Source organism: Sporofaciens musculi (assembly GCF_009830285.1).
Lineage (GTDB): Bacteria > Bacillota > Clostridia > Lachnospirales > Lachnospiraceae > Sporofaciens > Sporofaciens musculi.
Map to the genome: position 1 here is coordinate 4,873,904 of NZ_WUQX01000001.1, position 18,938 is coordinate 4,892,841.

Below are 18,938 nucleotides of genomic sequence, written 5' to 3' on the forward strand. Positions count from 1 at the left end.
GTTTTTACCATACTCTTGCCGTGGCACACGAAAAGTATTTTAATCATAATAAAAATCCCTCCTAAATTGCGATGATTTGCTTATGTTTGGCACGTTTTGCGAGGTTTATTTTTTCAAAGAATATTGTTAAAAAAATCACAGAATGAGCAAAACGGGGCAAAATGTTGCAAGTTGAAGCCGTGAAACGTAGTAAAATCGTAGTAAGAATTGAGGGTTCTTACTACTTTGGTATTTTAGCATGAATTCTGTTGTTTGTAATATATACCTTTAAACACTAATCCTCTATTTCTTCCTCATTAATTGGTTTCTGCAATATTGCATACTCACAAACGATATCTACAAATTCATAGAAAAAACCTGAATATCCCAATTGCTCTTTCCCAAAAGAATATCGGAAATCTTCAAACAAATTTGAAATATTAGTAAGGTTAAATTTCAACGTTTCTTCATTTTGGTGTGCTTGCTTATAGATTATTTCCGTCAAAGCATTCTTGTGGCAATCAGGCAGTTGCTCAAAAAGGCGTCGAAGATTATGAATACATTCATATGATCCTATTTCCTTAAATATCAGAAACTTAAGAGCTAATTCTGCTGCTAATGCCCCATTCACAACAAGAGGCGATCTGAGTGATGGTATACCTTCGTGTTGTTTTGCATAATCATCAATTCTCTCTTGATTTTTTTCCATACTTTCACAAAATATAGGAAATTTCTCAAATTCTTCCAATCGCTTAAATAAATAATAAAAACTTTCACATTCAAGCACCATTATTTTGATTGTCAATGAGTTATCACTATTTCTACACTGCTCAAGATGTTCACAGGCAGCACATTTAGGCTTTACTAAAATTCATGAATAATACTCCATATTAATATTCTTTGATACACATTTCTCTCATATAAAATTTACTGCTCTGATATTTTACCATAAATCCACCTATTTTGGTATAGCAAGTATAAATAAAAAGAAGCCCTGCCAAAGCAGGGTGCACAATCTCCCTGTATGGAAAAGGATATAGACCACTTCATAATATTTGCAGTAGACATTGTCATCATGGACAAACTTGAGGAATTTCCTCATCTGCTCCCTGGTGACTGCCTCCCTTGTCACACTATCATTCGCTATCACCGTTGCCAGTTCAAAGCCGAAAGGGCTCTTATGCAGCACGTCATCGTCCACCGCCATCTGGAATGCCGGCCGGAGGACTCCCCTGACCGTTTTGATGGTGCTGTAACCTTTTCCGTCCTGCTGCAGCTTTATTAAAAACAGCTTTGCATCTGATGTCTTAATCTGAGAAATCTTTTTCTCGCTGAAAGTTTCCTTTTTCAAAAGGTTCTGCACGAAATTGTAATTGGCGAGCGTTCGGCTTTACCCCTGTCTTGGTGCATAAATAGCGCTCCACCAGTTCCCCGACGGTTATATTCTTCCCCATCGGGTCTGAAAGCGTGTCAAGATCATAGCCGATCTGCTTTTCCAGTTCCCGTAACGAAAGACATGTCTTTTTCCCCACTGGCAGCTTATCCGTCGGTTCCAGCCTCCAACTGTAAACAAAATGCGGTTTGTCGTTTATATGGTACTTAAACTGGTATTTTCCGTCTGCCCGGATGGATTCTCCCCGGCGCAGGACACGGTGCTTGGAATCACGGCGTGTCTTTGTTCTTCCTGCTGGCATTCTTAAGTCCCTCCTTTATTTTCGGATTCGCCTCCAGATATTTTTCAAACTCTCCTCTGATGACCAGCCTTCGGCTGCCGTAAAGAGCTATAAACCCAAGCTGTTTTTCTTCCTTTATCAATCGGTAAAACTTTCTCCTGTTGAGATTGAACAGTTCGATTGCCTCCTCTGGATTTAAAAAAATCCTTTTCCGCAAGTACTGGTTTTCTCATTTTCCTGTTCCCTCCTGTCCTAAAATCTGCGACCTTTCCAGGTCATGACATATATCACTCTAAAGCCCCGGAAAGTCAACTACTTGTGGCAAATAAAAAGGTTTTATATCGCAGAGGATTCATCAACAAACTTTTCAAATTTCGTGCGTATGATAAGATAACGGTTCCCGCTGTAGACTGCAAACCTTCCAAGGTTATCTTCTGCCAGCCGCCTCATCTTTTTTGTCCCTATGCTGAAATATTCCGCAGCTTCCTTAATGGTCAGCATATACTTTTCACTGACTGATACACTTGTCTTTCCATTTTCTGTAGTGATATGGTTATTTTTCTGTTCGTCTGCCATTTGAGCCACCTCCTCACTATACGGAGATTTAAAGACTGTTTTGAGGGGGATAAAAACAAAAAATTTGCAAATTCTTTAATTTATTATTCTAATGCTTGAGAGCCACCAATTTAATCCTTGGGAGCCACTTATAATTTAATGCTTGAGAGCCATTACAATATACTAGATATAGTATGTCTATTATTTACCGCTTATAACATTGTCTCAGAATTGCTTTAAACCTGCAAGGGTAAATACACTGCGTTGCAGCCCTTGCAGGTTTAAAACAATTCTGAGATAGGATAATCAAGCGGTTAAGGATAAGTGTACTTTGATCATAGATACACTATATATTGTGGTGGCTCTGAAAGATTAAAATAGACTTGTATTGATGGCTCTGAAGCCTTAGAACAGTGGCTCTCAAGCATTAAAATAATCAAACACCCTTCATGCAGGAATATACACTGAATATCCATCCCGCTAAAATAATCCTGAATAGATACAATCAGCTTTTCATATGTTTCATTTGCGGCAGGGCAGCAAATCAGCACATTCCAAACCAGGCATTCACATATGCAGCAACAGCCGGTATCAAAGCCTTAATTTCTTTACCAGAAGTATTGATGCATAAATGATAGAATTCTTTCCTGCCCCATTTTTCATCTGTAAACAGCTTTCTGTACGCCGCACGCTCCTTGTCAATCTGCTTCATCCTACGGTATATCTCTTTTTCAGAGATTTGCTCATTTTCATCTGCACGGTCTTCACAGCGCCGCAGCTTCGACAGTCTGTCTGCATAAACAAACATATTTAATGGCCTCATATCCTGGCATAACACATCGGCGCAGCGGCCTACAATAACACAGTCGCCCTGCCTGATGATCTCATGCTGTGCAGCTACAATTTTTACCGGCTGCTGAAGCGTCGGCGGGTTCATAAACCGATTACCAACCGTTGACGGATAGAACACACGGATATCCTTTTCGGAAATATGCGATACATAATTTTTGTCAAACCCATGTTTTTCTGCTACCATCTCAATGATTTCATGGTCATAACACGGAACACCGAGCGCATCTGCCAGTCGCTTCCCAAGCTCCCGTCCTCCACTTCCAAATTCCCGGCTGATCGTAACAATTTTCATTGACAATACCCTCTTTCTCATAATTTTTGAAAATTATTTTTTTCATCTGTCTCCTGGCCTGGACCATCTTCAAAGCCATAACCACCCCACAGATGTCCCTGCACCAAAAGTTATCATTTCATGAATTCAGCATTATTCTTCATACGGTCATACAAAATCTTCCTTTTCTTATCACAACGTTATACTGCTTATGTCCAGCAATTCTATCAGTCTTTCCTCATAAACAAGCACTTCACGAAAACACAACTGTGCTGTTTTTACTATGGCAGGCAACAATCTTTCTCTCTCTAACACAGGTATCGTCGGTTATATGGTTAAGAAGATGATTGAACAGCAGGAGAAGCAGATCCCCAAGCCTCCGTCACCAGCTATTTTCCCGTTTACTCATCCTGCCCCATACTCGTCACATATAACTTTTATTTTCACGGTATATACCTTTCATTCCATCATTTCTCCCAAAGTCAGATCCTTTGTATACCGCACCATTTTCAAGGCTACATAAACTGCAACCAGCAATTCCGTAACCGGCATAGCCAGCCAAACCGCATCTGCCCCCGCCACAGCCGGAAGAATGCAGATCAGCATCCCGCTGACCACGGCGCCCCTAGCAACAGAAACAATAAAAGAAGCCATCGGTTTCATCAGCGTCTGAAAATAGTAAGTAGAAAAAATATTAAGCGGAAGCAGCAGGAAAGAAATACCATAACTGCAAATAATACCTGGGGCAATAGCCAGGATCTCCTCCGTTGGGGTCATAAAAATACGGACGAAGAAATTGGGGACAAAAACAGCAAGCGCCGTCCAAACCACGCCAAACACCGCCGCCGTCCCTAATGCATATTTCAAAATCTGCACAATCCGTTTCCCTTTTCCAGCGCCAAAATTCGCTGAGAGCATCGGTTGGGACGCCTGGCCGATGCTGTAAGCACAGCACTGGACAAACGTGCTGATATTGATGATGATGCCGTAGACTGCCAGCGCATCCGTTCCCAGGTATTTCAAAATCTGCCTGTTAAACAGCATTGTAAGAATCCCCATTGCCACATCGATAAAAAAGGTGGAAAAACCGGTGATGCAAATGGACTTCAGGATGAAAAATAATCTCACAGGCTTTACAATCCTTAAAGTATTCTTTTTACTGCGAAAATGTGTCAGCATTACCAACAGTGAAAAGACAGACCCCATGGCGGTTGCAAGGCCTGCGCCCATGATCCCCATCTCCAGCACAAAAACAAAGAAATAATCCCCAAATACATTAAAGATCCCGCCAAACAACACTGCCTTCGTTGCAAGAGCTGGATTTCCATCGTTACGCAGAAAAGCTGACATAAGCTGTGTAAACAGGAAACTCGGCACTACAAATTTAACCGGCAGCAGATAACTCCTTGCCAGCGGGAGCAGCATTTCCTCCGCACCGAACAACCGCAGCAGCTCCACATCAAAAAAGACCACCGCCAGCCATGTAAGGGCAGCCAGAGCCGCCGCCCCGATAACCGCAGCAGTAAAGTATTCATTAGACTTTTTCTGATTCTGCTCAGATTCTCCGCGCAATGTAGTAAAAAGCACAGAACCTCCGATTCCCATAAGCAGCCCAAGACTGTATATGATATTCCAGACAGGGGCAACCACAGCCAGCGCTGCCGTGCCTTCCGGCCCCTGATACTGTCCGACCATCGCCATATCCACCGCACCGTAAATGGACGAAATCAGCGCGCTTCCGAATGCCGCGGCCAGATACTTAAAATACATTGGTTTAATTTTACTTGTAAGCAGATCCATATCGTTTCCTTCCTCCTAATCTCTTTTTTGTTTCCCAAAAGTAAAAAAGCCGGATAAAGAACAGACTTTTCAATCTGTGCCTTATCCAGCATATCACTTCCACCGAGCAATATACCCTCCGAGCAAGCTGCCTGCATTATATAAAAGCAGAATTATTCTATTTTCCTTCCCATTAAAATAACACCGTTTTCCCTTTCAAACCCGTGCTTTCCATAAAACTCCGGAAGCATTCCTTCATTTGCGGTAATCAGGTTTACGCCTTTTATTCCGCATTCTTCCATCTCCGCAAGACAGCGTTCCAGAAGTTTTGTTGCAATACCTTTTCTCTGGTAATCCGGCAAAACCGCAAGGTCATTGACCTCAAAAACCCTTCCATAATGAAACAGCATCGTACTGACCAAAATGAACCCCACTACTTTGCCCTCCGACAAGCACTCCAATCCATAAGATTGTTTTGATTCTAAAATTTCACTGACATGGAGTATCGCATCTTCTATCTTCCAACAATCATTCCATGGTTCGCCGGAAAATGCTTTTGCATATATTTCCCCGTATTCCCGAATATGTTCCACTGAACAGCATTTTATAATACAACTTTCCATATCAATACTCCCTCCCTACCACTCACCAACCAACGGGCGCGGAATATACCACCATTTTTCAAAATCCAGTTGATAGCGTCCGCTGACCACGCTTATATCAGAATTGTGCTTCCATTTTGTCCATGCATGGTAACTGTTTATAATGTCTTCTAACAAGCCGCTATCCATTGATTCACAAAATGTCCTGCACTTCTCCACTATTTTCTCCGGCTTATTTTCGCACTGCCCTACATACTGCTCCAATCTGCGGTTGCAGGGAAACAGAATTTTGTTCTCCTGCAGTATCAGCCGGTATATGCAGTATATGATTTCACCCGCCACACGAATCTTCATGTATCCGTCTGCCTTGCAAGCCTTCCAGAAATATCCGTAATTCAACATGAGGTCACTGTAAAATGATAGCATTTTATCGGGCATTTCCGCTTCCTGAAAAGCCGCAATCTTCGTGACCAGCTCAGGAATTTCCGGATCGTCGCTAAACATGACCCTTGCACGGTAAAAGGAATTTCTTGTCGGCTCGCTGCCCTTCTGTGCTGCCATTTTTAAAAAATCCTTAGTGATATATTTGACATCAAAATACCCTCCTTCGTAAGTGCATTTTCCCTGAATTACATCTGTCAGCGTGTTGTGCTTTTCCCTGTATTCAAATTCTTCCTGGCTGACCACTGCCATTCCATCCAGATCGGAATCTGCCCGTTCCATCCCTTTCGCCACGCTTCCGCCGAAGATAAAGGCAATTACTCCTTTCTGTTCACGGTAATGTCTCACCATGGTCCGCAATGATTCTTCGTGATGTTTATACATTTTTACACCTCTTACTGCCTTTCTTTTCAATTATACACAACATACACTTTATTCTTCCGTTTTTTCATCAACAGATCCCTAATGTTCTGCTCCCCAAAATGCAAAAAAGCTGGATAAAGAACAGACTTCTCAATCTGTGCCTTATCCAGCATATCACTTCCAGTGAGTAATACACCCTCCGAGCAAACTACCCGCATTATATAAAAAACAAAACTATTTGTCAAGTAGTTCATGATAAGTGTTCAACATAATTTCAACCTCTATTCCCCCATTGTTTTAAGCACATAAGCGCATGCCTTATCCAAAGCATCCAGCGCCCAGTCAAAGTCTTCTTTCGTTGCCCAGTAATTCGGATAAATCCGGCATACTGCGTCATTGTTGATCGTAAACATCGTACATACATGGGATTCAACGGACATATGCCTGCAAACTTCAACCGTATAATAATCCCCTCTCTTATTCTGCCCATACTCAATGCCAATCATATATCCCCGGCCTCTTACATCATGAATGACATGCGGATACTTTTCTTTCAGACGGTATAATCCCTCCCAAAAGTACGGTGCATTCTTACGGATTGTCCCCGGAACATCCGCCTCGATCATAAACTCCAGACACGCAAGCGCCGTGATGCCTGAAATCTGGTTATCCTGATACGTTGCAGTATGGAAAAACGCCGTCTCATCATTGCCGTATGCCGCCATATACAAATCTTCAGAAGCAAGCACTCCTCCAACTGGCACAAGACTTCCCGACATTGCTTTCGCAAAGGCAAGCGCATCCGGTCTTGCCTTATCTCCATTCTGCTTCTAACTTACGAATATTAATCATTAGTTTTCCTCATGTTTACTTCTTAGTGATTTTTAAAATATACTGGTATGAAAATTCAATACCCTTACAAGTCAGATTTTCACACATATGGGGCGGGTCGTTTTCTGAAAAACCTGTAGGACGTAATTCAAAACATCTTAATGAGCCAAATGTACTGTCAAAGGCAGACGCAAAATCATAACAGACAGATACAATTTCTGTTTCTGTTTTTCCCAGTGTATGAAGATAAATTCCTATAAACATAAGCGTTCCTTCGACTAAACCACATTGCGCCCTATACCCGCCTGCACCATGCAAGCCAACCGCAGACCAAATTACCTGTGGTTCAATCATGGTTTCAAATAATTCACTCAGACAAATGATTGCTGTCCTTGCGCAGTTTATATCATCCTTCCAGTACAATTCATGTATCCTGTTCTTTATATATTCCTGCATAGTATGCCATCTCCTTGATGCTCGATTTTCCAGTCAGGCAAATACGAATTATCATACGCCGCTTTTTATAAACTCAATCAATTTTTCTAAATCATCAAAATTATCATAATCTCCAATCAATCCTTCCCGATGATAAATAACTCCATTTTTCTCATTCCTTTCAAGGCAATCAAGTAATGCTTCAAGCCCATACCTTTTAGCAAATACTGTGAATCCGTATGGCTTCATTTTTGATAATAGCCCTTTACGGCAGTCATTTTCACATAAAAAACAGTTTGATATTTCTTTTTCAATAGAACATTTTCGATTTTCACACCATTCTTTATCTTTGCACTCATCAGAGTTACAACCATTACAAGTAATATTTTCATGACATAGACAACAGGCTAATCCACATCTTGCAATTCCAAGTTCTCTTTTCATTTAATTTTTCTCCTTAATTTTTATATTGCTTCTCTCATAATTCCTATTTGTTATCGGATTCATTATACTGCAAGGGAGCTATACTTCATCATAAATATGCTTTTTTCTTTAAACCTTGATATATCGGGCTTCTTGTCACTTTTCTTCAATTTTGTATTTTGCCCTTACCTCACGCAAATCTATATAAATCTACGCAAATTTATGGGCAAATGGTATCGTAAGTAATGTAGTAGATTGGTGTGTTTTCAACTTGACCTTGATATAACACGTCCATTGTATCATGCCAAGACTGATTTTTACATCACTAAATTTCAAATCGAATACTCTTGCTCAATAAACTGGTCGAACAGCCGGCGTTTGATTAACCGTTTATTACCTGCCCACAAAACAAACCTTTGGCGGCACATGGGGCGGGAGCATGATTTCCTTGTAGGTGACTTCGGTTTTATAATGATAGTATTTTTGTTCCTGGCCGTACTCAGAAAACATCTTTTCGCCGCTCTGGCAGGCAGCGGCAGGTTATTTAGTTTTTGTTGGGCTGTCAATTCAGTGAATTGGAATTTTCCAATCAAAATCATCAATTTTCCGAAACTTCCTTAAAAAATTCTTCTAAATTGTCGATGTTATAATAAAGTGAACAGCCAAAAAGAATTTATATTTAAGGAGGATTACGTTATGTCAATAGTTGTAGGTTATAAGCCTTATACAGGTGCAATTAATACAAACAGCGCACGATACAAACGTGCTAAAGCAATGTATGACGAAGGACATCCCAATGAAGAAACAACTAAGTCTGCTGCGGAAGTGAAGGCTGAAAAGGATTTGCAAAACCTGAAAATGCTTAAGCAGATGCTTGGGCAAAAATATGATGACCTAGATTTAAAATTTAAAAATCCATTTGAAGCAGACGAAGAAACATTTATTCGTAATTATATGGGACTTTTTGATGAGGACGGTGATTTCGTAAATCCCTATGGTGTAGCGGGAATGGACATTACAGGTAAAGACCCGTCTGAATTCCATAAAATAATAGATGTTCCCGAAGCTGCCCGACAAGATATGTTTGATGAAACTATGCGCCATTTCATACAAGAAAAGGGAGTCGCCAATGGCGATACAACAAAACGTACTGAGGTTTTTACTCGCTATCAGTTAAGTGTCAACAAACCAGATAGATTAAGCGGCACATGGACACTTGGGCAATATGAGCGAATGTATACAAAAGCATTTTATGAAGCCGTAAAAGAAGCAAACCCCAACTGGCAGCTTGGACAGCCCTTTGACACAAGCATTGTACGCAACATTACTCGTGAAGATGTGGAAAATCGCATTGTAAAAGGCAGTAGCGAATTTGCATTAAAGCCAAGGCCATCTTTGGATATTAAGGTATAATTTATAAAACAGATAACCATGAAGTCCACTAAGGGGTAGCTGCGGCAGCCAGCTCCCCACAAGTTTTGGACTATTCCTAAGTTCGATTCTGGTTATCAATTCTTTTCTATAGGTATCCAGATTTCGCTGTAATTCATATCCTTCGTATACATCTCAATATTATAATTACCTGCAAGCTTGTATGCCTTACAGGATGGCAGCCACTCACTCCATATTTTTGTGTTCACATCCTGTAAAGCTTTCGGCAATGCTCCATGACAAGGAAATACTGCCCATGTTCCGGCTGGAATTACTCTTGTTTCCAATCCCTCAGGAACTTCGCTTTCTGGCCTGTAATTATCAGCGATCAAATAATCAAAGCTCTGACCCTCACTGTCCATGCAGATTCCATACATTCCACATACGATTTTCCCATTCTCGCTTTTCATATGTTCCTGCCAAAACTCAGGTATTTTTTGATAAGAAGTTTCCGAATTGAATTTACGAGAAACTCCCATAACTGTGAACTGTTCTTTTTCCACAATTTTATACTCTAACATAGTACCACCCTCCAATGTAAGTTTTATTTTCAGCGGAGCAACAGAATTCAGACTGCGGTTCTTTTCTCTTGCCTGTGAAGGCGTAACACCATGAAACTTAGTGAATGCTTTTGCAAAGCTGTCAGGCGAACCGTATCCATATTTTAGTGCAACATCAAGCACCTTGATATCGGTTGAACAAAGTTCCTGAGCAGCTAGTGTCAGACGGCGATTTTTAATGTATTCCCCAACTGTAAATCCACATAATACATTGAATATTTTTTGAAAGTAAAAACTTGACACAAATGCTTTGCTTGCGATTTCATTAATATCAATATCCTCTGTCAGATGATCTTCAATGAAATAAATTGCATTGCGTATACCGTCATTCCAACTGTTCATGAGCAGTCTTCTCCTTCCCGTTCCGCTGTAATTATATTGTACAACCAAATACTAAAATTTTCCCGATATTTTCTGCTCTCTAGTGCAGGATGGCCCGCCGACACTTTAATTCCTCCGCCAAAATGACAACGGCAGCTCCAATCCATGAGCCTCCAAAAGCTTTTGATTCGTCAAAACCTTCTCCGTCTCTCCATCCGCCGCAATCTCTCCATCTGACAGCAGCACGGCTCTCTGGCAGGTATCATATACAAAATCCAAATCATGACTCGCTATTATCTTAGCCTTTGGCAGCTCATTCAAAACCTGAATCAGATTCCTCCGGTTTCTGGGGTCTAAAGCCACAGACGGTTCATCTAACAGCATAATTCCTGCCTCCATGGCAAGTACAGTGGCAATAGAAGCCAGCTTCTTCTCACCTCCAGAGAGCCGATAAATCTGCCTTTTGCTTTTCCCCTCCATATGTACCTGCTCTAATGCCTTTTGCACCAACCGTTTCGTTTCTTCCTCACTCTTTCCGTAGTTGCGCGGCGCAAATGCAACGTCTTCGTATACCGTTGACATAAAAAGCTGACTGTCTGAATCCTGAAATACATAACCAATCTCCCCACGTATTTTCTTAAGATTCCCCTTATTCATCTCAAGTGAGGCGATTCGGACACTGCCCTCCTGTATATCCAAAAGCCCTGTGAGAAGCTTAAGCAGAGTAGACTTCCCGACACCATTTGCACCAATCAGCCCTACGCTTTCATCCCCCATAGAAAAATTAATATTTTTTAATACCTGATTCTGAAATCCTCCCTGTCCATAATGAAAAGAAAGGTTTTCTATCTCCAATCGCTTCATCTACCATATCCTCACAATCAGCAGCGCCGCACTCCACCCCACCGTATACAGATAGTCTAAACGCCTCGCCGCCCTTTTACATCTCAAATGAAACTCCCCATTATATCCCCGAAGCATCATACTGTCATAAACAGTCTGCGCCCTATCCATACTGCGCAGAAGAAGCTGACCAATCATAGTACCCCAGACCTTGTAATGCAGCCCCTTCTGTTTTGGCGCACGCAGCATGTACCCATCCATCATCCGTTCTATTTCCTTTAGCAAAACAATGATATACCGATAAACCAACATAAGAATCGTCACGAACGTTTTTGGTACGCCAATCTTACGAAGGGCGTAGCACAAATCCTCCATAGAGGTCGTAACCATCAGCAGATATGAAGCGGAAACTGCATAGACTCCTTTAACCATCAACGTCACCATGGAAATCATTCCACCTGTGACGGACAAATTCCCCAAAGAAAATAGAATTTCCCTGTCAAAAAATGGATTCCATATCCCTATCAGACAGACAAACGCCAGTACCAGCTTCATCCTTTTCAGTAATTGTTTTATGGAGATATCACCCAAAACATAAGTTATGATTAGATAAACTCCCATTTTCAAAAGTCCGGACAGGTCATACTTTCCAAAGGAAACGGTAAGCAAAATGAAAAGAATTGTCACCAGCAGCTTTGGCAAAGGATGTAGCCCCTGCAGCCATCCGTTTTTTTCTGCCTCCATATCCATCTTGTGTAAGTCAGAGATTGCCTCGCTAATTCTGCTCATTTCCTGTATTCCCTTTATCAGCGCCAGTATGCTTAAGCCTCTTAATTGCCAGACACAGAAGCAAACACACTGCCAATACAATCATGCCTCCCACAATTCCGGAAAATGAAGTTCCCACAGCGCTTTCTAAGGTCTGAAATCCATAATCTGGCAGCAATGCCGTAATCCCCTGCAGCTTCTCTGCCATCTGATGAAGCATTCCGCTTGCAGAAAGCTCTGCGGTTCCTGCAACCTTCTCCATAGACCACTCCAGGCCGTCCGGATTCCCAGACGCAAAAAGGGAGACTGCGCCGCCAATCAAAAGCGCGGATGCCGCCAACGCCCCAACCATCTTTCTTCGGCTCATGCATCCATCTTTTCCTAATGTAGAAGGATAGGTACTCAGCGTTTCCGGACGCGCCTCGCCGACGAACACCAACACAGCCGCAGTAATCAGCCCTTCTACCAGCCCGATTGCCAGGTGTATCGGCTGCATCACGCTTAAGAATACTGAAAAAGGAAGTTCTGTGATTCCGGAAATCAGCGTTTCGATTGTCACAGAAAATGCCCCTAACTGAAGGCTAAGCATACACCCAATGATAGACGCTGCCGTAATTCTTCCTTTGGTCAATTTTTTCCCTGTCATTCCACGCCAAATTAGACCGCCTCCCACAAAACATCCGTAAAATGCCATGTTCCATACATTACAGCCCAATGCCAGCAGGCCGCCGTCTGCAAACATCAGAGATTGGATTGCCAATATGGCAATCATGGTCAAAAATCCTGCGTGGGGGCCAAGTATAGCGCTTAACAGCATACCTCCGCAAAGATGCCCCGAAGATCCTGTTCCTGGAATCGTAAAATTAATCATTTGAGCTGCAAACACAAACGCCCCCATAACGCCCATCATGGGTACCTTCTTATCCAAATCCTCTGGTTTTATTTTTTTAACTGCGTATACCGCTGTTCCTGCGGACACAGCATACATGGTTCCTGCTACTGCTGGTGAAACCAGTGCATCTGCCATATGCATAATCATTTTCCTCCTATTCACATAGATTTCCTATCCAGTATATTTTCTGAAAAACGTCACAAGGCTTCATGTACCCCAAGACGATTAATCTGGGACGCCATGTATCCTGCCCCATACCCGTTGTCAATGTTGACAACCGCAATCCCATTTGCACAGGAGTTAATCATGGTAAGAAGGGCTGACAGCCCCTTCATACTCGCCCCATATCCTATAGAAGTCGGGACTGCAATCACCGGCTTATCCACCAGTCCGCCGATGACGCTGGCAAGGGCGCCTTCCATTCCCGCAACTGCCACAACGCACAGAGCACTCTGTATGGTCTCCACCTTGGCAAGCAGCCGATGGATGCCGCTGACTCCCACATCATAGATACGTTCTACATGGTTTCCGAAGAATTCTGCTGTCTGCGCTGCTTCTTCCGCTACTGGAATATCCGCCGTTCCAGCCGTACATACGGCAATCTTTCCCACTCTCGCCTTATCCTTCTTCTCAATCTTTAGAATCTTTGACAGCGGGTCATACTCTGCCTCACAAAATGTCCCTTGTATCAGCGCCGCCTGCTCTTTGGATGCGCGGGTTCCCAGAACTTCTCCCTCTGCCATGTAGATTCTCTCATAAATTCTAAGCAGGTGCTCATCCGCTTTTCCGCTGCAAAAAACAACCTCTGCAAAACCGGACCTTAGCTTTCTGTGGGTGTCCAGTTTCGCATAGCCTAATTCCTCTAAAGGCTGTCTGCGAAAATATGCCTCCGCTTCGCCTACCGACATCTCGCCGGCTTTTACCTTCTCTAATACTTCTTTTACTTCCATATGTATTCTCTCCTTCACGATTTCTAAGCAGCCGCCCCTTTGCAGCAAACTGCACAGAACATAAAAAATATAAAATAGGCGCATAAATCCTCTTCTGAGAATTCATACGCCTTCTGACATACACTAGGATGTATCCTTTAAATATACAAATTTAGTATCCTGCTTTTTAACACTTCTGTGTTCTTTAGAGGCTTCTGCCCTCCGATTCATTTTGCATACTAAGTTTATATTCCTGGATATTCTAATACTATACTCCTGCCAATATACTTATGTCAAATGATTTTCTTCAATTCCTTCACTACGGCCTCCAACATATTACTCATAGAAGTATTCTCCACTCCGACAATAATATGATTGCAATGGTTAATAGGAATCAACAGCTTTTTAACGTCGCTCTGTCCTACAGCCGCCGCCATAGCCGGTGTAATCTCTCCATACATGGAATCCGCAATGGCAATCCCTACCGGACCGATAATAAGGTCGGCATTTCTACAGCCTACAATTACCGCATTCTCTCCGGTGGCCGCATGATCCGGACCTGCCTTCAGCATATTGGCAGTCGCCAGAGCATTTGTGCCAACCGCAGTAATCTCTACATGCGGAAACTCCTTTTTCACAGAGGCGGCAAGCTGCCTGCCCATGCCCCCTCCCTGGGCGTCTATAATCAGTATCTTCATGAAAAATCCCCGTTTCATTTATCTTAAGATAAATTGATTATAGCAAATACACTCCCTTTTTTGCAATATACTTTTTACATCCTCTTATATTCACTGTAGTACGTATCTATTGTATTTTTGATTGCTTCCACCGCTTCCTTTGACAACAATCCAAAGGGCGCCCTGCAAGGGCCAACAGGCTCGCCAATGAGATTTGTCGCGCATTTTACAATAGAATTGGGATTGCCATATTTAAAACACTCTCTAATCTGAGCGATTGATGCCTGCGCCTCCTTTGCGCCCTTTAGATTCCCTTTGACATAATTTTGATAAATGCTGACCATAATCTTTGGGAGAATATTGGCAATCGCTGTTATCCCTCCTGCACCGCCTGCCAAAAGTGTCCACAGAATCAACGCATCATTACCAGACAGAACAGAAAAATCCTCTCCCTGGGTTACGTCAATGTATTGAAGGATATTGTTAAAATTTCCGCTGGAATCCTTCACTCCGGCAATATTCTTAATCTTTGCAAGCTTTCCTACCGTCGCCGGCGCAATCGCCACGCCTGTTCTTGCCGGTATATTATACATCACGATTGGAAGCTCTACATTTTCCGCAACCGTTTTATAATGCATGTATAATTCATCCTGATTCATCTCTGCAAAATAAGGGGTTATCACTGACAGCACGTCAACTCCTATCTTCTCGGCCTTCTTTGAAAGTTCAACCGTATCCTTAGTACCGATACAGCCGGTGCCTGCATATACCGGAACTCTCCCCTTCACTTCGTCTACAAATATCTCCATTACTCGAAGTTTTTCTTCTTCATTTAATATATAAAACTCCCCGTTGGTGCCTAAACAAAACACCCCGTCAACCCCTGCTTCAATCTGCCTGTTAATCTGTTTTCTCAGTTCTTCTTCGTGAATACTCCCGTCTTCATACATTGCAGTCTGCATTGCTGCAATAATTCCTTTTATCTTTGCCATCTTTCTCCTCCCCTTTCCCATGTCATCTTTCTGCCCACTTAGGATGCTCATAGACTTTTGGATTGGCAACATACTGCCACTTTTCTCCATTTAGAACTGCCAGACATCCCCTGATACACATATCCGCCATACGGATTACCGCCTCTTTCGTCTGTGCTGCGCTGTGGGGACTATATACCAGATTTTTTGCGTGAAGCAGCGGATGATCTGTCGTCGGAGGTTCTTCTGCAAATACATCCGTTCCTGCCCCTGCAATCCTTCCTGTATTTAAGGCTTCTGCCAATGCCTTTTCATCAACGATGCCTCCTCTTGAGCAATTTATGAGCAAAGCTGTTTTTTTCATCAAAGAAAGCTCTTTTACCCCAATCATTCCTTTTGTAGCTTCGGCTAAAGGTACATGAATCGAGATGAAATCACATACTTTAAGCAGTTCTCTATAGTCTTCATAATATTCGCAGCCCATTTCCTCAACATACTCTCTTGAAATATATGGGTCATACCCTGCAGTCTCCATTCCGATTGCTTTGCAGAGGGCCTGCGTCTCCATTCCGATTGCCCCAAGGCCGATAAAGCCCACCTTCTTCCCCTGAAGTTCAAATGCTTTATTTGCATCCCTTATTTTCCAGTTTCCATTCTTCAGCTCATTGTGCGCCTCTACAAAATTCTTCGCAAGAGCGAACATCATCCCAACTGCATGCTCTGCTACTGAACGATTGTTGGCGCCCGGAGTGATCACGACCGGAATCCCTGCTCTCGTTGCCGCCTCCACGTCAACACTGTCATACCCCACTCCCGTTCTTCCAATCACCCTAAGAGTGGGAGAATTCTCTATCACATTTTTATCACATTTCCCGATCCTTACAATGAAAGCGTCTGCCTCCTTCATTTCGTCCATATATTGGTCAGGCTCTCCATGATCCGCAACATAAACGTCTGCTTTTCCTTCTAACAGCCTCATTCCTTCTGGACATACAGCCTGTGTCATTACAAATTTCATCTCGAATCCCTTTCTATTACTTTATCCGCAATCTTCATGATTACATTCCGGCAGCCAAAGCCTCCTGACTTGGAAATAATCTGTATTCTTCTTCCCTCCCACTCAAGTAAGGACAGTACCACTCCCTTCTCTATCTCACAGACAGGGTACAACTGAGTACACTGGATTTCTTTCATAAATCCCATCAGCGTATCTCCACCCGTCATCATTACCGTATACTGCATACCATGCTCCAGAAGATATCTGACAATTTTGCCATGGCAGCTACTGATACGATAACGCAGCTCCCTCTTTTGTATTCGCTGCTCCTCTGCATATAGTTCAACCGCTTCTGTCTCTCTGTCGTCAAAAGTATCTACGATGACAACAGGTTGCTTCTTACACTCCATGGACAGACCTTTTAGAAATTCTCTGCCCTGCAAGGAGGAATAGTACGTCTCGTCCAGCTTTTGCCTAGACGACAGATTAATCCTCATACATCCCTTTGAGGCAGCCTCCTCCACCTGTGCCTTTGTAATGGGATTCAGACTTCCACAGGCCACATACAGCCCTTTTTGTCTCTCAATTCCCTTTCCCTTACTTACCTGCAAATCAAGCACAGATGAAAGACATTCCGCCAACCCTGCGCAGCCGGCAAGGAGCCGCAGTCGATTATTCTCTGCAATCTCTTTCACTCGATTTACAATCTCCACCTTCTTCTCAGCGTCAAATACATAAATCGTTTGCTTGTCGGTTACCTCCTTAGAAAATTCGTCCTCTTTTCCTATACTTATAACCTGACTTCGACTCTGCACCGCCAACAGGTCAGGTATATAAGAATATTTTACGGGTTCAAAAGGGTCCTTCCCAAAGGCGCTATTTTCCAACAGCTCGCCGTCAATATAATGGATTCCTTTCCTTGTAATCCTGTTTATATCTGGAAATGCCGGAATAAAATATATCTGCTTCTCATTCGCCCCATCCATTACCGCGTCCAGTTCCGCTCCCACATTTCCCCGAAGAGCCGAATCGGTTTTTTTTAAAATAAATGGTATTTCAAGCTTTACCGCATTCTCTGTAATCCTTTTAACAATTTGGTATGCCTCGTCCCCCGCCAGGGGACGCGTCTCCGAATCCACTACCAACACCTGGGCAGTATCAGAAATATCCTTTTTACGCAATTCCCTTCCGGTAAATATCTGGGTGTCAATCCCACGTTTGGCAAACTGTATACCGGCATCCAGCGCGCCGGTAAAATCATCTGCTATCATCAACAGCTTTACCATAGCGCCTCCTTACCCTTTCCTGTTATCAGCCAGCGTAACAGCATAGTCGATTGCATTCAGAAGGCTTAACTCGTTGGCATCTCCAAGCCCTGCATGGTCAAATGCCGTACCATGATCTACCGAGGTCCGGATAATTGGGAGTCCCAATGTAATATTAACCCCTTCTACGGCTTTCCATTCTTCTCTGTCATCGTCATATTCAAAACCCACAACCTTTAAAGGAATATGCCCCTGATCATGATACATTGCAACAACAATATCATACATTCCTCCTTTTGCCTTGGAAAATACTGTATCCGCGGCAACAGGACCGTCCACGAGCATCCCCTCTGCCTTTGCTTTCTCCACAGCCGGAATGATTTCTTCTTGTTCCTCCTTTCCAAAAAGCCCGTTTTCTCCGCAATGAGGATTCAACCCAGCAACAGCAAGCCTTGGCTTCTCAATCCCAAGGGCTTTGCAGGCGTCCTCTGCAATATGTATCACATCCAGCAGCCGTTCCTTCTTCACTCTGTCGCACGCCTCCCGCAAAGATACGTGTGTTGATACATGCACTACCCGCAGGTTATGATAAGCCAGCATCATCGTATACTTTTCAGTTCCAGTAAATTCTGCATAAATCTCCGTATGTCCAGAATAATGATGACCTGCCAGATTGACAGCCTCTTTGCTCAAAGCATTCGTTACAGTTCCGTCAATTTCTCCTGCCATGGCCAATTCAATCACTTTTTTCACATACCGAAACGCCGCCTCTCCGGAAGCTTCTGATATCTTCCCCACCTTTAGCCTGTCTTCTTCTATTGCTTTCATGTCATAGACATCGATTGTACCCCAACTATATATTCCCTCCTGTACGCTCTTTACCGGATGAATGGCAATTTTTTTGTCCAATCCGACTGTTTTTACCGCTTTCTCCATCACCCACACGTCACCGATAATCAAGGGACGGCACCTCTCATATATGTCTTTATGACTCAGGGCCTTCACCGTAATCTCCGGACCTATGCTGGCCGGATCTCCCATTGTAATTCCAAGAATTGCTCTATCCTTCATAAATGCCCC

The 18,938-nt window shown here is 42.9% G+C and carries 21 protein-coding genes and 2 pseudogenes; 1 reads left to right on the forward strand and 22 read right to left on the reverse strand.

All coding sequences use genetic code 11. The features are described from left to right. Positions 1 to 274: 274 nt before the first annotated feature. The 12 genes and pseudogenes from GN277_RS24745 to GN277_RS32615 form a co-directional block, all read right to left on the reverse strand. Positions 275 to 727 (reverse strand): HEPN domain-containing protein, encoded by a 453-nt coding sequence (locus GN277_RS24745; protein WP_159755016.1) that lies wholly within the window; start codon positions 725 to 727, stop codon positions 275 to 277. Positions 728 to 997: 270 nt separating this feature from the next. After that, positions 998 to 1,673, reverse strand: a pseudogene (locus tag GN277_RS32230) (integrase DNA-binding domain-containing protein); the annotation flags it as partial. Then, positions 1,642 to 1,869, reverse strand: a complete 228-nt coding sequence (locus GN277_RS24755) for an excisionase (RefSeq protein WP_159755019.1) — start codon at positions 1,867 to 1,869, stop codon at positions 1,642 to 1,644. The gene GN277_RS24755 and the pseudogene GN277_RS32230, both read right to left, overlap by 32 nt. A gap of 119 nt (positions 1,870 to 1,988) precedes the next feature. After that, positions 1,989 to 2,228, reverse strand: a complete 240-nt coding sequence (locus GN277_RS24760) for an excisionase (protein WP_159755022.1) — start codon at positions 2,226 to 2,228, stop codon at positions 1,989 to 1,991. 523 nt (positions 2,229 to 2,751) lie between these two features. Beyond that, the gene (locus tag GN277_RS24765; RefSeq protein ID WP_244324897.1) at positions 2,752 to 3,351 is read right to left on the reverse strand and encodes a cytidylate kinase-like family protein; all 600 of its coding nucleotides are present in this window, start codon (positions 3,349 to 3,351) and stop codon (positions 2,752 to 2,754) included. A gap of 438 nt (positions 3,352 to 3,789) precedes the next feature. Further along, on the reverse strand, positions 3,790 to 5,130 hold the full coding sequence (locus GN277_RS24770; RefSeq protein WP_159755028.1) for an MATE family efflux transporter: 1,341 nt from the start codon (positions 5,128 to 5,130) through the stop codon (positions 3,790 to 3,792). A gap of 152 nt (positions 5,131 to 5,282) precedes the next feature. Then, on the reverse strand, positions 5,283 to 5,732 hold the full coding sequence (locus GN277_RS24775) for a GNAT family N-acetyltransferase (protein WP_159755030.1): 450 nt from the start codon (positions 5,730 to 5,732) through the stop codon (positions 5,283 to 5,285). A gap of 15 nt (positions 5,733 to 5,747) precedes the next feature. Next, positions 5,748 to 6,536, reverse strand: a complete 789-nt coding sequence (locus GN277_RS24780) for a nucleotidyltransferase domain-containing protein (protein WP_159755033.1) — start codon at positions 6,534 to 6,536, stop codon at positions 5,748 to 5,750. Positions 6,537 to 6,796: 260 nt separating this feature from the next. Beyond that, positions 6,797 to 7,315: pseudogene (locus GN277_RS24785) on the reverse strand (aminotransferase class III-fold pyridoxal phosphate-dependent enzyme); the annotation flags it as partial. A gap of 67 nt (positions 7,316 to 7,382) precedes the next feature. Beyond that, positions 7,383 to 7,802, reverse strand: coding sequence for a C-GCAxxG-C-C family protein (locus tag GN277_RS24790; RefSeq protein ID WP_159755039.1), 420 nt, complete (start codon positions 7,800 to 7,802; stop codon positions 7,383 to 7,385). A gap of 51 nt (positions 7,803 to 7,853) precedes the next feature. Beyond that, entirely contained in the window at positions 7,854 to 8,225 is a 372-nt protein-coding gene (locus GN277_RS24795; RefSeq protein ID WP_159755042.1) for a DUF3795 domain-containing protein, read from the reverse strand. Positions 8,226 to 8,536: 311 nt separating this feature from the next. Further along, positions 8,537 to 8,806, reverse strand: coding sequence for a hypothetical protein (locus GN277_RS32615; protein ID WP_330587441.1), 270 nt, complete (start codon positions 8,804 to 8,806; stop codon positions 8,537 to 8,539). Positions 8,807 to 8,900: 94 nt separating this feature from the next. Between GN277_RS32615 and GN277_RS24810 the strand changes: the two genes are divergently transcribed. Next, on the forward strand, positions 8,901 to 9,617 hold the full coding sequence (locus GN277_RS24810; RefSeq protein ID WP_244324899.1) for a DUF3879 family protein: 717 nt from the start codon (positions 8,901 to 8,903) through the stop codon (positions 9,615 to 9,617). 95 nt (positions 9,618 to 9,712) lie between these two features. On the opposite strand, the gene GN277_RS24815 is transcribed toward GN277_RS24810, so the two are convergent. The 10 genes from GN277_RS24815 to pdxA form a co-directional block, all read right to left on the reverse strand. Then, on the reverse strand, positions 9,713 to 10,537 hold the full coding sequence (locus GN277_RS24815) for an AraC family transcriptional regulator (RefSeq protein ID WP_159755048.1): 825 nt from the start codon (positions 10,535 to 10,537) through the stop codon (positions 9,713 to 9,715). Positions 10,538 to 10,642: 105 nt separating this feature from the next. Then, positions 10,643 to 11,380, reverse strand: a complete 738-nt coding sequence (locus GN277_RS24820) for an energy-coupling factor ABC transporter ATP-binding protein (protein WP_159755051.1) — start codon at positions 11,378 to 11,380, stop codon at positions 10,643 to 10,645. Then, entirely contained in the window at positions 11,381 to 12,148 is a 768-nt protein-coding gene (gene cbiQ, locus GN277_RS24825) for a cobalt ECF transporter T component CbiQ (RefSeq protein WP_159755054.1), read from the reverse strand. It lies immediately after the preceding gene. Continuing rightward, entirely contained in the window at positions 12,135 to 13,160 is a 1,026-nt protein-coding gene (locus tag GN277_RS24830) for an energy-coupling factor ABC transporter permease (RefSeq protein ID WP_159755057.1), read from the reverse strand. Before GN277_RS24830 ends, cbiQ begins: the two co-directional genes overlap by 14 nt. Positions 13,161 to 13,216: 56 nt before the next feature. Next, positions 13,217 to 13,969, reverse strand: a complete 753-nt coding sequence (gene larB / locus GN277_RS24835; protein ID WP_159755060.1) for a nickel pincer cofactor biosynthesis protein LarB — start codon at positions 13,967 to 13,969, stop codon at positions 13,217 to 13,219. Positions 13,970 to 14,241: 272 nt separating this feature from the next. Next, the gene (locus GN277_RS24840; protein ID WP_159755063.1) at positions 14,242 to 14,646 is read right to left on the reverse strand and encodes a DUF3842 family protein; all 405 of its coding nucleotides are present in this window, start codon (positions 14,644 to 14,646) and stop codon (positions 14,242 to 14,244) included. Positions 14,647 to 14,720: 74 nt separating this feature from the next. After that, positions 14,721 to 15,617 (reverse strand): 4-hydroxy-tetrahydrodipicolinate synthase, encoded by an 897-nt coding sequence (gene dapA / locus GN277_RS24845; protein WP_159755066.1) that lies wholly within the window; start codon positions 15,615 to 15,617, stop codon positions 14,721 to 14,723. Positions 15,618 to 15,639: 22 nt separating this feature from the next. Continuing rightward, entirely contained in the window at positions 15,640 to 16,614 is a 975-nt protein-coding gene (locus GN277_RS24850; protein WP_159755069.1) for a hydroxyacid dehydrogenase, read from the reverse strand. Next, a complete protein-coding gene (locus GN277_RS24855; RefSeq protein ID WP_159755072.1) occupies positions 16,611 to 17,879 on the reverse strand; it encodes a four-carbon acid sugar kinase family protein in 1,269 nt (422 codons plus the stop codon). Before GN277_RS24855 ends, GN277_RS24850 begins: the two co-directional genes overlap by 4 nt. 9 nt (positions 17,880 to 17,888) lie before the next feature. Beyond that, positions 17,889 to 18,929 (reverse strand): 4-hydroxythreonine-4-phosphate dehydrogenase PdxA, encoded by a 1,041-nt coding sequence (pdxA, locus tag GN277_RS24860; protein WP_159755075.1) that lies wholly within the window; start codon positions 18,927 to 18,929, stop codon positions 17,889 to 17,891. Positions 18,930 to 18,938: the final 9 nt, after the last annotated feature.

Coding starts and splice junctions, on each gene's coding strand:
- pdxA (WP_159755075.1), bottom strand. CDS start 18,929: ATGAAGGATAGAGCAATTCTTGGAATTACAATGGGAGATCCGGCCAGC.
- GN277_RS24765 (WP_244324897.1), bottom strand. CDS start 3,351: ATGAAAATTGTTACGATCAGCCGGGAATTTGGAAGTGGAGGACGGGAG.
- GN277_RS24850 (WP_159755069.1), bottom strand. CDS start 16,614: ATGAAATTTGTAATGACACAGGCTGTATGTCCAGAAGGAATGAGGCTG.
- GN277_RS24775 (WP_159755030.1), bottom strand. CDS start 5,732: ATGGAAAGTTGTATTATAAAATGCTGTTCAGTGGAACATATTCGGGAA.
- GN277_RS24770 (WP_159755028.1), bottom strand. CDS start 5,130: ATGGATCTGCTTACAAGTAAAATTAAACCAATGTATTTTAAGTATCTG.
- cbiQ (WP_159755054.1), bottom strand. CDS start 12,148: ATGAGCAGAATTAGCGAGGCAATCTCTGACTTACACAAGATGGATATG.
- GN277_RS24820 (WP_159755051.1), bottom strand. CDS start 11,380: ATGAAGCGATTGGAGATAGAAAACCTTTCTTTTCATTATGGACAGGGA.
- GN277_RS24815 (WP_159755048.1), bottom strand. CDS start 10,537: ATGAACAGTTGGAATGACGGTATACGCAATGCAATTTATTTCATTGAA.
- GN277_RS24840 (WP_159755063.1), bottom strand. CDS start 14,646: ATGAAGATACTGATTATAGACGCCCAGGGAGGGGGCATGGGCAGGCAG.
- GN277_RS24795 (WP_159755042.1), bottom strand. CDS start 8,225: ATGAAAAGAGAACTTGGAATTGCAAGATGTGGATTAGCCTGTTGTCTA.
- GN277_RS24810 (WP_244324899.1), top strand. CDS start 8,901: ATGTCAATAGTTGTAGGTTATAAGCCTTATACAGGTGCAATTAATACA.
- GN277_RS24780 (WP_159755033.1), bottom strand. CDS start 6,536: ATGTATAAACATCACGAAGAATCATTGCGGACCATGGTGAGACATTAC.
- GN277_RS24760 (WP_159755022.1), bottom strand. CDS start 2,228: ATGGCAGACGAACAGAAAAATAACCATATCACTACAGAAAATGGAAAG.
- dapA (WP_159755066.1), bottom strand. CDS start 15,617: ATGGCAAAGATAAAAGGAATTATTGCAGCAATGCAGACTGCAATGTAT.
- GN277_RS24830 (WP_159755057.1), bottom strand. CDS start 13,160: ATGCATATGGCAGATGCACTGGTTTCACCAGCAGTAGCAGGAACCATG.
- larB (WP_159755060.1), bottom strand. CDS start 13,969: ATGGAAGTAAAAGAAGTATTAGAGAAGGTAAAAGCCGGCGAGATGTCG.
- GN277_RS24790 (WP_159755039.1), bottom strand. CDS start 7,802: ATGCAGGAATATATAAAGAACAGGATACATGAATTGTACTGGAAGGAT.
- GN277_RS24855 (WP_159755072.1), bottom strand. CDS start 17,879: ATGGTAAAGCTGTTGATGATAGCAGATGATTTTACCGGCGCGCTGGAT.